At 62.9% G+C, this 12900-nt stretch carries 13 protein-coding genes; 7 read left to right on the plus strand and 6 right to left on the minus strand.

Features of this window, described 5'->3' with window-relative positions; genetic code table 11:
- The first annotated feature begins 211 nt into the window (after positions 1-211).
- The 4 genes from JWQ90_RS19805 to JWQ90_RS19820 all read left to right on the plus strand — a co-directional run bounded on the left by JWQ90_RS19805 (position 212) and on the right by JWQ90_RS19820 (position 2778).
- Positions 212-658: a helix-turn-helix domain-containing protein gene (locus tag JWQ90_RS19805; RefSeq protein WP_299696747.1), complete on the plus strand. Its 447-nt coding sequence runs from the start codon at positions 212-214 to the stop codon at positions 656-658.
- Positions 659-796: 138 nt separating this feature from the next.
- Positions 797-973: a hypothetical protein gene (locus JWQ90_RS19810; protein ID WP_299696748.1), complete on the plus strand. Its 177-nt coding sequence runs from the start codon at positions 797-799 to the stop codon at positions 971-973.
- A gap of 91 nt (positions 974-1064) precedes the next feature.
- Positions 1065-1883, plus strand: coding sequence for a HEAT repeat domain-containing protein (locus JWQ90_RS19815; RefSeq protein WP_299696749.1), 819 nt, complete (start codon positions 1065-1067; stop codon positions 1881-1883).
- 4 nt (positions 1884-1887) lie between these two features.
- Positions 1888-2778 (plus strand): hypothetical protein, encoded by an 891-nt coding sequence (locus JWQ90_RS19820; protein ID WP_299696750.1) that lies wholly within the window; start codon positions 1888-1890, stop codon positions 2776-2778.
- Here the strand turns inward: JWQ90_RS19820 and JWQ90_RS19825 are convergent.
- Positions 2773-4785, minus strand: a complete 2013-nt coding sequence (locus JWQ90_RS19825) for an EAL domain-containing protein (RefSeq protein WP_299696751.1) — start codon at positions 4783-4785, stop codon at positions 2773-2775. The two genes, JWQ90_RS19820 and JWQ90_RS19825, sit on opposite strands and share 6 nt — an antisense overlap.
- A gap of 373 nt (positions 4786-5158) precedes the next feature.
- On the opposite strand from JWQ90_RS19825, the gene JWQ90_RS19830 reads away from it, so the two are divergent.
- Positions 5159-5911 (plus strand): SDR family oxidoreductase, encoded by a 753-nt coding sequence (locus tag JWQ90_RS19830; protein ID WP_299696752.1) that lies wholly within the window; start codon positions 5159-5161, stop codon positions 5909-5911.
- Between the two features lie 60 nt (positions 5912-5971).
- On the opposite strand, the gene JWQ90_RS19835 is transcribed toward JWQ90_RS19830, so the two are convergent.
- The 3 genes from JWQ90_RS19835 to JWQ90_RS19845 all read right to left on the minus strand — a co-directional run bounded on the left by JWQ90_RS19835 (position 5972) and on the right by JWQ90_RS19845 (position 8709).
- On the minus strand, positions 5972-6622 hold the full coding sequence (locus JWQ90_RS19835; RefSeq protein ID WP_299696753.1) for a type II toxin-antitoxin system VapC family toxin: 651 nt from the start codon (positions 6620-6622) through the stop codon (positions 5972-5974).
- A gap of 121 nt (positions 6623-6743) precedes the next feature.
- Positions 6744-7181 (minus strand): DNA polymerase III subunit chi, encoded by a 438-nt coding sequence (locus JWQ90_RS19840; protein WP_299696754.1) that lies wholly within the window; start codon positions 7179-7181, stop codon positions 6744-6746.
- A gap of 19 nt (positions 7182-7200) precedes the next feature.
- Positions 7201-8709, minus strand: a complete 1509-nt coding sequence (locus tag JWQ90_RS19845; protein WP_366919552.1) for a leucyl aminopeptidase — start codon at positions 8707-8709, stop codon at positions 7201-7203.
- A 301-nt stretch (positions 8710-9010) separates the two neighbouring features.
- Here JWQ90_RS19845 and lptF point away from each other — a divergent pair, with 301 nt between their 5' ends.
- Entirely contained in the window at positions 9011-10123 is a 1113-nt protein-coding gene (lptF, locus tag JWQ90_RS19850; protein WP_299696756.1) for an LPS export ABC transporter permease LptF, read from the plus strand.
- Positions 10120-11181: an LPS export ABC transporter permease LptG gene (lptG, locus tag JWQ90_RS19855; RefSeq protein ID WP_299696757.1), complete on the plus strand. Its 1062-nt coding sequence runs from the start codon at positions 10120-10122 to the stop codon at positions 11179-11181. Before lptF ends, lptG begins: the two co-directional genes overlap by 4 nt.
- An 85-nt stretch (positions 11182-11266) precedes the next feature.
- Here the strand turns inward: lptG and JWQ90_RS19860 are convergent, their stop codons facing one another.
- Both JWQ90_RS19860 and JWQ90_RS19865 read right to left on the minus strand, forming a co-directional pair.
- Entirely contained in the window at positions 11267-11779 is a 513-nt protein-coding gene (locus tag JWQ90_RS19860) for an RDD family protein (protein WP_299696758.1), read from the minus strand.
- Between the two features lie 666 nt (positions 11780-12445).
- Positions 12446-12900, minus strand: a 455-nt coding sequence (locus JWQ90_RS19865) for a hypothetical protein (RefSeq protein ID WP_299696759.1), incomplete at its 5' end; no start/stop codon positions are given.

The following is a 12900-nucleotide window of genomic DNA, read 5'->3' on the forward strand; positions in this document are numbered from 1 at the left end:
GGTGGCGGGGTCGGCGGGGGCGGTGCGCGGGGGGTGCGCATTATAAGTCCGCGCCGCGGACAAGCGCGGCGTGCATGGCCGGCACCGGCGGGTTTTGCGCAGATTCCGCCGGCTCGCGAAAAATAAATCAGACGAAGCGTCAGAAATAATTGCGCAGGAAGCTCCCCTATTCTTTGATGCCTGCCTGTGCGGCTATCGATCAGAGGCGGGGATGAAAGCAGTGGCGATTGCGGGTGCCGAGAGCATGCGTCAGGTGTTGCAGGATGAGGTACGGCGGTCCGCAGTATCCCGGTACGACCACCGCCTTCACGGCGTGTTGCTGGTATCGCAGGGGCTGAGCTGTTCCGAGGTGGGACGACTCCTGGGCAAGTCGGTCCGGAGCGTGCAGTACTGGGTCCATCGATTCGAGCAGGACGGCGTTGCCGGCTTGATCGAGGGCCAGCGTCCGGGGCGGCCGGGCCGGCTGGATCGCGATCAGCTGCGAGCGCTGTCCGCGCTGTTGCGGGAGCCGCCGTCTGCGGTGGGACTGAACGCCCGATTCTGGAGCGGCAAGCTGCTGGCGCAGTTCCTCGAGCGAGAGTGGGAGATGCTGCTCGGGCCGCGTCAGTGTCAGCGGCTTTGCCAACGTCTCGGTCCGCTATCGAAGGACACATCCTGATGTCCATGCCGTTCTCCGACTTCGCCCATCGCGCAATTGGATAAGACGCTTTCCTGGGATTAAATAACAAACAAAACAACAGCTTGTATGTTCTGGCGTGCCCCAATCCGGGGTTCATACACACCTGAGAACATCATCATGGAACACGAAACCATTCAACTGCTGCAAGCCACCGTTCAGACCGCTGCCGACTCGATCGACATCTGCGATCTGGAATACGACGTGGCCGGTGTCGGCGCAACCGAGCCGTCGCACGCCGAAGACAATCAGGCTGCGATTTACCTGATTCACTACCGCACGCCTGAGCAGAAGTAGGCTTCACCGCCAAAGGTGGACGGAGCTTGCTCCGTCCACCGGCTTGAGCGGATAGTCCGGACTACTACCACAATAATAAAATCGGCATCTGATGATTCCCTCAACCAAAGTTCAAGAATTTGTCGAACTCGTCGATCGCCGCTTCGATCGCGACCATCCCGAATCGTTCTGGGGACTCGAGGCCGCTTTTCAGGGTTTGGTGAGCGACGCCTGCGTGGCGCAGCTGATGAATACCGAACTGGAGCGCCTGCTCGCCAACCCGGCTTACATGGGAGAGTGGCGACCCAATCAGCTGGTGGTTCACCGGGGCCGTGCTTTCGCTTTGTCGATCTGGCTGTTCGAAGCGTCGAGGCAATATGTGCACTCGACGCCCTTTTTTGCCATGTATGCGCCGGTCGGAAGCCAGGCGCTGAATTTCGCCCGCTACGAGCTGCCTGCCGACTATCGCAACGAGGTCTTCAATCCCGGGATCCAGATTCATTCGCCTAGCCGGGGCAAAGTCGCCCCGGGCGAAGTGCTGAAGTTGCAATCCGAGCGTTACGTCTACGACTTCCAGATCGAGACGCCGGTGGTGGTGGCCAAGCTGACCACCTCGGCTTTTCACAGCATGGAATGGCTGTTCAACAAAGAAACCGGCTATGCCTGGCAGGCCAACGACAGTGAAATCACGGCGACCCAGCTGCGCGTGGCCGCCTACATCCTGGGCAAGCTCGCCGATCCCTCGTCGGTCGAGCCGTTGAAGCAGCTCACTGCGCATGCGCATCATGCCGTGCGCTGGGCCGCGGTCCAAAGCCTGGGCCGGATCAACCGTTCGGCGGCGGTGGAGAAGCTGCGGCAGTCGCTGACCGATCCTCATCCGCATGTCCGGCGCGCAGCGGCCAAGACGCTCGCCCAAATGAAGGAAGGCTGAGGCCGTGGCCCGCACCATCGAAACGCGCAACGAAAGTGTCGTCTCCATCGAGGAGTTCATCGATTTCGTGCATGCGCAGGTCGACCTGCGTGACCTGGACAGCATCGAAACCGCGGCACCGCTGCTGCGCGGTATGGCCAATGATCGGCAACTGGTGGTGTCGCGGCTGAACCGGCAGGTATTGAACCTGTTCCGCACCGAAACGATCGCTTCGGCCCAGGTGATCTATCTGGGCGAGGGCCGCGATTTCTATCTGCGCGCCAACGTCTGGCCGTCGCTGTCCGATCTATCCAGCGGCCGCGTTTATCAGGATCAGTTTGCCTACAGCGTGGCGCACGATCACAACTACAGTTTCATGACCGTCGGCTACCACGGACCCGGCTATATCACTGAAATGTACCAGTACGATAACAGCGCCGTGACCGGCAAGCTCGGCGAGCATGTGGAGCTGCACTTCGTTGAGCGTCTCCATTTCCGTACCGGCATGGTCATGCTCTACGAGGCCAGCCGCGACGTCCATACGCAGCTTCCGCCCGAGGACATGAGCATCACGCTGAACTTCATGATCTCGACACCGGATGTGCGGCTGCGCGACCAGTATTTCTTCGATCTGGAGCGCAGCGCGCTGCTCGACTATCCGCTGGAACTCGACGGTTCCCGGCGCATATCCGTGATCCGCATGGCGGCCGACGTCGGCGACGCGAATACGCAGCAACTGCTGAACGATCTGGCTGCTTCACATCCCTGCCGGCGGACTCGTCTGGCCGCTTACGAGGGCCTGGTCAAGTTGCGCCCGCAGGATGCGGAACTCGTATGGCGCAAGGCCGGCAGCGACTCGCAGGCACTGGTGGCGGATGCCGCGCGCTCGAGGCTGGACGCGCTTCACCGCTCATGAGACGGCTGCCCCGCTGGCTTGCAGCGCATAACTGGTCGCCCACAGCTCGAAGGCTTCGGCGGGCAGCGCCTGCGAATAGTGGAAGCCCTGATGCAGCCGGCAGCCCAGCTTCAGCAGCAGGCGTGCCTGCGAAGGCGTCTCGATGCCCTCGGCAATGACGTCCAGGTCCAGATTCTGTGCCAGCGCGATGGTTGCCGAGATGATGCCCATGGCCTGCTTGGACACTTCCATCGTACTGACGAACTGCCGGTCGATCTTGATCTTGTCGATCGGCAGGTACTGCAGGTACTTGAAGGACGAATAGCCGGTGCCGAAATCGTCCATGCCGATGCGGTAGCCGAGCAGCCGGATCGCGTCTAGCAGCGCGCGAGCTTCGTCCGAGGTGTCGAACAGTACGGTTTCGGTGAGTTCGAGATCCATCGGATTGTTCGCCGGGTCGCGGCCGCGCTGGAGCGCCGTAAGCGTGTCGAGAATGCGCCCCTCCTGGATCTGATAAGCGGACAGGTTGACCGCGATTCTCCAGGCATGCCCGGCGGTCCTCCAGGTTTCGGCTTGCCGGTGCGCCACGTCCAGGCAATGCTGTGAAAGCGGCCCGATCAGGCCCTCCTCTTCGGCAATCGGGATGAACTGGGCTGCCGTCAGCAGGCCTCGCTCGCGATGGCGCCAGCGCAGCAGCGCTTCGGCGCCGGCCACCTGGCGGCTGCTGTAGTCCACGATCGGCTGGTAGAACACCTCGAACTGATTGTCCTTCAGCGCGGACCGGATTTCGTTGGCGAGCCCCTTCTGCGCGCGCAGTTGTCCGGCGAGTTTGCCGCCGGCAAATCGCGCTGTGTTGCGGCCGCTTTTCTTGGCCGCGCTGACCGCCGCCTCGGCGCTCGTGATCAGCTGTTCGGCGGTCGTTCCGTCGTCGGGCGACATGGCCATGCCGATCGAGGTCGACATGTTGAGCACGTCATTCGGAATCGGGTAGGGCTCGGCCACGCCGCGAAGCACGCGGTTCGCGACCTCCTTGATTTCAGCCTCGGCGTTGCTGCTCGTCTCCAGTTCGAACAATACGACGAACTTGTCGCCGTTGTAGCGGAACAGGCTGGCGTCGTCGGGAATGAAGCGATGCAGACGGTTCACGGCTTCGCAGAGATAGCGATCGCCCACGCTATGGCCCATGCGCTGGTTGACCGAGCGGAAATTGTCGAGATCCAGGAACAGCAGGGCGACGCCGCGATTGGCGGATGCGGCGAGCTTGCTCGTCAGGCACTCGCCGAGCTTGGCGCGGTTGCCCAGCCCGGTCAGCGTGTCGTAGTACGCCAATCGGCTGAGTGTCTCCGAGCGGTCGCGGAAATGGCGGATGGACTGCGCCATTTCGCCGAATTCGTCTTGGCTGATCGGCGGCAGATCGATCGCCAGTTCGCCGGCATTGACCTGGCGGATCGCCTCGGTAGTGATGCGCAGCGGCCGCAGTATCGAGCGCATGATGGTCCAGACCAGCAGCAGGCCGCTGATCATGATCGATACGGTGATGCCGATGCCGAGCTTGCGCGCCAGGTCGGAGCGCACGCGGCCTTCGTTCTGAATCTGCTGTGCCCGCGCAAATTCACGGTGACGCGCGCTCTCCAGCGTGGTTTCGATGGTGTCCAGATGCTGCTGCATCGCCTCTATCACCGGTGCCGCGGCTTCTTGCTTGCCAGCGCTGATCGCCTCGATCGCGATCAGCGACAGCCCCGGCACCTCGTTTACCGTGGCCAGCACGACGTCACGGCTCCGCGGATCGAATTGTCCGACCTCGGCGAGCCTGCTCCTTAGCGCGTCGAGGGCACTCTGATAGGTCTCCTCGGCTCTCTTCTGTTCCTCCGGCTGGTGCAGCAGCCGCGCGGAATTCAGTTGCCCCCCGCGATGCCGGAACAGCGCCATCGCCTGCTCGGCCCCGATGACGGTTTCGAAGCGCCGGTACTGTTCTTGCACCGCGAATTGATCACGCTGATTTTGCGCGAACAGGTAGGCGAACATCATGCTTCCGGCGGTGAACGCCAGAGATAGGCCTGCGCACAAAACGAGCAGGCGTGTCCGGACGCTTGGGGAGCGCCAGAATGCCCACCAGCCTGTTGTTGAATGCTCGTTCATTAAGGCGATCATAAGCCACTTGGTCGACATTCCGGCCGCGTAAACCCGTAAAAGTCGGCTGTCGAGAAGGAATGGATGAAGCCAGTCCCCGCGATGAGATGCTATCAAGCTGAACGGAATCTTGGGTGGCCGCGACGGCGAGTGGGGCTGGCCGAGTCCTCGGGCGGCTGGACCGCATCGGCGGATTGCCCGATGCGATGCCTGTCCATCTCCGGAGTCTTTAGACTGGCGACAGCCACATGTACGCAGGGATTGAACTCAAATGGATTTCGGACAGCCGCCTCTGCTCGGGAAAGTCGCCGTCGTCACCGGTGGATCGCGCGGCATCGGTGCGGCGATCGTGCGCCGCCTTGCGCGTGACGGCGCATCCGTGGTCTTCACCTATGCGGCTTCGTCAGGCAAGGCGGAGGCGGTGGCCCGTTCCGTGATCGAGGCGGGCGGCAAAGCCGTCGCGGTTCAGGCCGACAGCGGCGACGTTGCGGCGCTGCGTGCATGCATCGAAAAGACCGCGGCCGAATACGGCCGCCTCGACATCCTGGTCAACAATGCCGCCGTTGGCCTGATGGGCCTGGTCGACGGATACAGCGTCGAGGATTTCGATCGCATGATGGCGGTCAACGTCCGCGCGCCTTTCTTCGCCGCCCAGGCGGCTGCCCGGCACATGCAAAGCGGCGGCCGTATCGTCATCATCGGCAGCGCCGTTACGCAGCGAGCGGCTTTCGCCGGTATGAGTGTGTACGCGGCGACCAAGGGCGCGGTGGCGGCGATGGTGCGCGGCCTGGCGCTGGACCTCGCCCCGCGCGGCATCACCGTCAACAACGTGCAGCCAGGCCCGACGGCGACCGACGCGCACCCGTCCGAGGGCCCCCAGGCCGAGGCGATCAAGGCGATGATGCCGATCGGGAGAATGGGCAGCGTCGACGAGATCGCCGGCATGGCGGCCTACCTGGTCAGCGTGGACGCCGCGTTCGTTACCGGCGCCAGCCTGACGATCGACGGCGGATTCGTTGCCTAGCCGAAGCTCAGCCGCGGATTTGCCATAGTGAAGCGGAGGCAAATACGTCGGCTGCAGCGATTAGCTGTGGGCTCCACTATGGGGTAGCAAGCGCGGTGGCCGATTGACGACGATACGCCCTGACGACGCCTCTCTGGCCTTTAGTGCTTTACAGATTGCCGCCAAGTCGTTGTTGTAGCGTGCGGCATGCGCCTGCCTGTTACGCCGGACTTCCTCAACGATGGGATCATTCATCATGGGCGACACCTCCAAGTTCTTCGGGAGAACACAGGACGGGGCAAACGTAGCCAGCGGCCTCGACAGCACTGGCAATGCGGCCCTCGTTTCTGCGTTGTTGATGTGCTTGAAATTCCAAGTGAGCAGGAACTCTGCTCCTTGGGTTGCCGCGATAGCGATGTGTAGCGCGTCTTCCACGCTGTTAGCCGGAACCGCTTTTGTGGCTAGGAGTCGTTGGGCAAGTTCTATCGCGGCGGGTGTGGTAGCAACACTGGGAATGCCAGCGACGGCCTGCTGCCGCAGGGCAGCGGCCGTTGCGTCACCTTCAGAGATTTCTTCATCGACGAGGGCCGAAATATACGCCTCGTATTTAGGGCGCTGGTTGTGCCACCACTCTGACGTGATGGCTTGGCGGGCCGCGATGACCACATCACGGCTCGGCCTCGATGTGAGGTAGCTGGTGATGGACGTTTCGATGTAGACGGAGACTGGCATGCGGACAGGATACGCCGCCGTGCTTCTAGCTGAGTAGGTTGGGGTGAGCGCAGCGAACCCCAACAGGTGTCCGCGCTGATGTTGGGGTTCGCTGCGCTCACCCCAACCTACACGCTGCCAGCTAAAGATTGTTGGTATTGATCTCGTAGCCGCGGTCGCGGTAGAACTTGTAGCGCAGGCGTGAACTCGCCCGATCGGCTGCGCTCGCCGGCACGATTTCGAGCACGCGATCGAAACTGCTGAAATACAGCGGTACGTCCGCGCCCAGGTTCAGCAGGATGCCGTGATGCGTCGCCGGCGGCTCGCCGTCACCGATCAGAATCGAAGGCTGAGGGTCTTCGCTGAGCTTGCCGGTATCGCGTTCGTGCGAGATGAAGCCGCCTTGGCGGAAGCTCCACAACGCGCCGTCGATTTCCTCGGCGAGTCGCGGCTCGGGCGCGCGCAAGTACACGCGCGCGCCGCTGGCCACGGCCTTGTCGCAGAGACGGCACACGGTCATCACCGTGTCGCCGGTGGGCAAGGTGGCTTCCGGCAGGATGTAGAAGTCGATGCGGGTCATGGTGCGTACTTCGCCTGCCTCATTCCTGCTTGGCGGCCGCGTTCAGCAGGTACTGCACCAGCAGCGGCACCGGGCGGCCGGTCGAGCGCTTGCCTTTCCAGGCGGTGCCGGCGATATCCAGATGCGCCCACTTCATCTTCTTGGTGAACTTGTGCAGGAAGCTGGCGCCGATGATTGCGCCGCCGTCACGGCCGCCGACCGTGGCGATGTTGGCGATATCCGCGCATTCGCTGCGGATGTGGTCCTCGTATTCCGGCCACAGCGGCATTTCCCAGACGCGGTCGCCGATCTGCTCACCGGCATTGGTCAATGCGCGCGTCAGGCCGGCTGTGTTCGAGAACAGGCCGGTCGGGTAGGCGCCCAGCGCCGTCACGATCGCGCCGGTCAGCGTCGCCATGTCGATGCACACCGACGGGTCGTAGGTCTGTTCTGCGTAGGTCAGCGCATCGCACAGGATCAACCGGCCTTCGGCATCGGTATTCAGAATCTCGATGGTGATGCCGGCCATGCTGGTGACGACATCGCCGGGCTTGTTGGCGGCGCCATCGGGCAGGTTCTCGCTGGCGGCGATGATGCCGACCACGTTGATCGGCAGCGCAAGCTCGGCCAGCGCGCGGAACGCACCGAGCACCGCGGCGCCGCCGCACATGTCGAACTTCATCTCGTCCATGCGATCGGCCGGCTTGAGGCTGATGCCGCCGGCGTCGAAGGTCAGGCCCTTGCCGACCAGTGCGATCGGCTTCTCGCCCTTGGGGCCTTTCAGATATTCCATCACGATCAGTTTCGGCGGCTGGCGGCTGCCGCGTGCCACCGACAGGAAAGAGCCCATGCCGAGCTTGCGCATCTCGGGCTCTTCCAGAACCTTGACCTTGAAACCGTGGGCTGCGCCGATCTGTTCCGCGCTCTGCGCGAGATACGCCGGTGTGCAGATATTGCCCGGCAGGTTGCCGAGCGTCTTCGCCACGTTCATGCCCTTGGCGATCGCGAGCGCTTCGACCAGGCCGCGCTCGCCGGCGGGCAGGTCACTGCGGCGCGGCACGTCGAAGGTCAGGCGTTCGAGCTTGTAGCTGGGCAGTTCTTCGCGGGCCTTTTCACCGCGGCAGTCGTCGAAGCTGTAGAAGGCTTCCTCGTAGCTGATCGCGGCCTGGCTCACGTTCCAGTGGAAGTCGCGGCCTTTCAGCGGCAGGTGCGTCAGGTAGCTGACCGCGTCGATCGAGCCGGTTGCACGCAGTGCCTTTGCGCTGGCGGTATTGACCTTGCGGAACGCATTGTCGTCGAAACTGCGTTCGCGGCCCAGCCCGATCAGCATCACGCGGTCGGCAAAAGTGCCGGGGACGTTGTGCAGCACCACAGTCTGGCCGAGCTTGCCGTCCATGTCGCCGCGGCGCATGACGGCGGCGATCGCGCCGTCGCTGACACCATCGATGACGGCGGCGGATTCGCTCGGGGCGCGCCGGTCGAAAATGCCGACGATGACGCAGGACACACGCTGTTTCTCGGGATTGCCACTCTTGACGAAATATTCCATCACTTCCTCTGGCTTGCTCCGGCGTGCGGAGGCATGAATCTTCATTTTTAGACGTCCCTGTATGGGCCGCCTGACGCGCTAAAGCCTGAAGTCGATGACCAATTGGACCGGACTTCGGCGGCAGTCGGCAGCAGATTGCGCCAAAAGATCGCCAAGTGTAGCGATTTATGAAGAATGTCCCAAGCAGCAAGCGCCTGGATCGCCCGCACTGGATCGCCAGCAGACATACTGGTTTGTGGAACCTCGAATGCGTGCCGCCGGCAACACAAAGCAGGCCGACAGGCCGCATAATCGCGCCCCTATGAATGGCGCCACGCTCGACCGCTACCTGCTTCGCGAGGCCGCAACCTCCTGGTTGGCCGTCACGGTGGTGTTGCTGCTGATCATGTTGTCGACGCGTTTCGCCAGCCTGCTCGGCGAGGCCGCGGCCGGTGACCTGCCGCGCGATCTGCTGGTCGAGATCGTCGCGCTGTCGAGCCTGCAATATCTGGTGATCCTGGTCCCGGTGTCGTTGCTGCTCGGCACTATGCTGTCGCTGGGCCGGCTGTACAAGGACAACGAGATCGCGGCGATGACCGGCTGCGGCGTCAGCCTGTTCAGACTGTACCGGCCGTTTCTGGCGCTCGGTCTGCTGCTGTCGCTGTTCACCGCGTTGCTGGCTTTCGAGATCGGGCCCTGGGCCGGGCGTACCGCTGACTACATCGTGAAGGACGCGCGGCGGCTGATCCAGTACCTGCCGTTCGAGTCCGGCCGCTTCACCACGGTCGCCGATGGCCGCGGCGTGTTCTATACCGCCGAGACTGACAAGGCCAAGGAGAAGCTGACCTCGGTGTTCGCGCAGATCGAGACCGACAAGGGCATGTCGATCGTGGTCGCCAACGAAGGCAGGCAGCGCCTCAATGTCGAGACCGGCGATCGCGAGATCAGCCTGTATGGCGGCTGGCGCTACGAGGGCCAGCCCGGCGCGCAGACCTACGACATTCTGCGCTTCGATGAATTCACCACGCGGGTTACGCCGCCGCAGTTCATCTACAACGGTGGCAAGCGCAAGCTGATGTCGACCGGCGAGCTGTGGAGGTCGACCGACCTGCAGGATCGCGCGGAACTGCAGTGGCGCATCGCCGCGCCCTTGTCGGTGTTCCTGCTGAGCTTGCTGGCGGTGCCGCTGTCGCATGTCGGGCCGCGCCAGGGTCGCTATGGCAAGGTCGTGCTCGGCATGCTGATCTACCTGTTTTATTCGAACCTGCTCGGCATCGGCCAGTCCTGGATCGGCAAGGGCAAGATCCCGGAAGCGGTCGGGCTGTGGTGGATTCACGGCCTGGTATTGATCGCGGCCGTCTACCTGATCGGCGCGCGGATGAACTGGTGGCAGCGCCGGCCGCGCCTGTCGGCTGCGGCGCTGGCTGCCGCATGAATCGCATCGACCGCTACATCGTCCGCTCGATCCTGTCGCTGACCTTCGTCGTCGGCCTGGCCTTGGTCGCGATCTACACCTTCACCAGCTTCGTCGCCGATCTGGGCGGCACCGGGCGCGGCGATTTCGGCCTGACCGAACTTGCGATCTACACCTTGCTGAACATGCCCGCCGGCCTGCATCTGCTGATGCCGATCATCGCGATGCTCGGCACGCTGATGGGCCTGGGCAACATGGCCGGGCAGGGCGAGATCACCGCGATCCGTGCGGCCGGCGTGTCCAATGTGCGCATCGGCATGGCGGCGCTGGTCGCCGGCGCGATGCTCGGCCTGCTCGGCTGGGCACTCGGCGAATGGGTCGCGCCGGCCAGCCAGCAATCCGCCGAGCGCTACAAGAGCAATGCACGCTACGGCGTCGAGGGCGCCAACTCCAAGCCGGTGTGGCTGAAGAACGGCAACGACGTCTTCAACATCAAGAAGCTGGTCAGCGAGGATCACATCGGCGACGCGGTGATCTATTCGATCGGCGAAGACCTGCGCCTGCACTCGATCACGTCGGCCAAGGACGGTGTGTTTCGCGATGGGCGCTGGAGTCTGAGCGAAGTAGTGCGTACCGAATTCGCCGACGATAGCGCCAAGGTCGAGAAGCTCGATCAGTACGAACTGCAGGGCGGGTTATCGCCTAACGTGCTCAAGCTGTTCGTGCTGCAGGCCAAGAGCCTGTCGACGGACGGCCTGCTCGAATTGATCCATTATCTGGACGACAACGGCCTGGATTCCAGCGAGCAGCGGCTGGAACTGTGGGAGAAAATCGTCGAGCCGCTGACGGTGATGGCGATGATGATGTTTGCAGTCCCGTTCGTGTTCGGCTCGCTGCGCAATAGCGGTGCCGGCCTGAGACTGATGATCGGCGTGCTGGTCGGCGTTGCGTTCTACGTGATCAACCAGGTCACCGCGGACTTAGGGCAGTTGTATGGCTGGCCACCGTCGATCGCGGCCTGCACACCGACCGCGGTGCTGGGCGGCTGGGGCTGGTGGCGGCTCAGGAACGGCGCGTAGGTTGGGGTGAGCGCAGCGAACCCCAACAGTCGTCCGCGCTGATGTTGGGGTTCGCTGCGCTCACCCCAACCTACGATCGCGACGATCAGCTGTCTTTCGGCTCCACCACGACCTCGGTCATCGCCGCCCAGTCGCATAGCGCGCGACGGCGAGCGTCGAGCAGCATCACCAGCAGCGCGACAACCGAAAACGCGACGCCGGCGACAATCACCGGGCCGGCATGCACATGCGCCGCCAGCGTCGGAAACTGCAGCAATCCCGGCAAAAACAGCGCAAACCAGGTCAGCAGCATCACCGCATAGCGCACACCGGCCGTGGGCCAGCGCAGCGCCGATCCGTCGATGCGCCGCACGCGCATCCGCCAGACGCGCATGCCCAGAGTCTGGCCGCCATGAGTCCATGAATAGCCGAAGAAGCCGAGCCCGACCAGGAACAGCAGGATCTGGAATGCCAGACGCGTGCGCGCCGCGCCGCCGAGCGCGTCACGAACCAGGGTGTCGACCAGCGCTGCGACCATCCACATTGCCAGCAGCAGCAGGCCGTCGTAGATCGACGCGGCGAGGCGCCGCCAGATCGGGGCGGGAAGAACCAGAGGCATGGAAGGATCGATGGCGGCCGGGGGCGTCAGTTTAAGCTCGTCAGTCGGCAATCCCTTGCCGACGTGTGCCCGATAGGCGATAGAGGCCTCACGTCGGCAGAGTCGCGTTGCCCTTTCGCGGTTCCCCGAGCGCATCCGCATCAGGGCATTGAGATCAAGCCTTTTCCTGAAAATCCCGCCACCCGAAGAAAAAGGGCGCAACGGTAGCGGGGTTATCCCGCCTCACCTCACTGAACCGACATCACGCGGAATCGTGGACCGGTATGTGGCGGAATCCTGGACCTGCTTCGCGCGGAATACGCACCCCGCCGAAGAGCGAGCCGAGCATGCCGAACAATGAACCGATCCCGCCGCTACCACTGGACTAGTGAAGAGTGCATGGTACCAGCCATTTTTTCAATTTGAATCAATCAAAAATTGATTCTGAATATGAGCGCTCTTGCATGACGCCTATAAAACTGACAGATAACTCATCTAACTCTTTTATTCCTTCTAGATCCCGCTGCTGTCGGCTTAATTCCAATTGACAAGCATGAGACGCAAGCACGTCTGAACCATCGATTGAACCTTTGTAAGGCGGAGGATATAGCCTACGTACGGCGAGCTGATCAGCAGCCTCGTATGTTCTTCCGGCTGACCATACGGCCTCTTGAGCATCAGCTGAGATTATTGCTCGAATCGAATAGGCGAGTGCGGCGACCCCATCTTCGGCGTAGGCGTCAGGCTTTGCAGGTCGTCGTCGTTCTCGTAGCCGTAGGTGGTGCTGGTGCCGTCGAAGTAAGCGAGCGTGCCGACCCTCGACAGCGGGTCGTAGCCGTAATCCGCCAGTGTGGTCGCGCCGCTGGTGATGGTGTCCAGGCGCTCACCGTTGTCGTAGGTGTAGGTGGGTGCCCAGCTGGTGCCCAGGCTGTAGGCGGTCACCGTCTCGCGGCTGCCGGCAGGGTTGTAGGTGTAGCCGATGGTGCCGACGTTGCTGCCCAGCGCGTTGAGTAGACTGTCCTGCATCTGGTTCAGTCTGCCGGCGTTGTCGTAGCGGTGTTTGAGGGTCTGCCCATCTGCCGCAACATCCCACTTTCTCGAGGCCAGGTCATAGTTCGTGGTCAGGGTTCTTGCGTAGTTGC

It is taken from the genome of Hydrocarboniphaga sp., from assembly GCF_028291725.1.
Classification (GTDB): Bacteria; Pseudomonadota; Gammaproteobacteria; order Nevskiales; family Nevskiaceae; genus Hydrocarboniphaga.

Excerpts from the sequence above, each read along its gene's own strand:
- lptG (WP_299696757.1), top strand. The coding sequence starts at position 10,120 with ATGAATCGCATCGACCGCTACATCGTCCGCTCGATCCTGTCGCTGACC.
- JWQ90_RS19845 (WP_366919552.1), bottom strand. The coding sequence starts at position 8,709 with ATGGAATATTTCGTCAAGAGTGGCAATCCCGAGAAACAGCGTGTGTCC.
- JWQ90_RS19835 (WP_299696753.1), bottom strand. The coding sequence starts at position 6,622 with ATGCCAGTCTCCGTCTACATCGAAACGTCCATCACCAGCTACCTCACA.
- JWQ90_RS19860 (WP_299696758.1), bottom strand. The coding sequence starts at position 11,779 with ATGCCTCTGGTTCTTCCCGCCCCGATCTGGCGGCGCCTCGCCGCGTCG.
- JWQ90_RS19810 (WP_299696748.1), top strand. The coding sequence starts at position 797 with ATGGAACACGAAACCATTCAACTGCTGCAAGCCACCGTTCAGACCGCT.
- JWQ90_RS19830 (WP_299696752.1), top strand. The coding sequence starts at position 5,159 with ATGGATTTCGGACAGCCGCCTCTGCTCGGGAAAGTCGCCGTCGTCACC.
- JWQ90_RS19825 (WP_299696751.1), bottom strand. The coding sequence starts at position 4,785 with ATGATGTTCGCCTACCTGTTCGCGCAAAATCAGCGTGATCAATTCGCG.
- JWQ90_RS19815 (WP_299696749.1), top strand. The coding sequence starts at position 1,065 with ATGATTCCCTCAACCAAAGTTCAAGAATTTGTCGAACTCGTCGATCGC.
- JWQ90_RS19840 (WP_299696754.1), bottom strand. The coding sequence starts at position 7,181 with ATGACCCGCATCGACTTCTACATCCTGCCGGAAGCCACCTTGCCCACC.
- JWQ90_RS19805 (WP_299696747.1), top strand. The coding sequence starts at position 212 with ATGAAAGCAGTGGCGATTGCGGGTGCCGAGAGCATGCGTCAGGTGTTG.
- lptF (WP_299696756.1), top strand. The coding sequence starts at position 9,011 with ATGAATGGCGCCACGCTCGACCGCTACCTGCTTCGCGAGGCCGCAACC.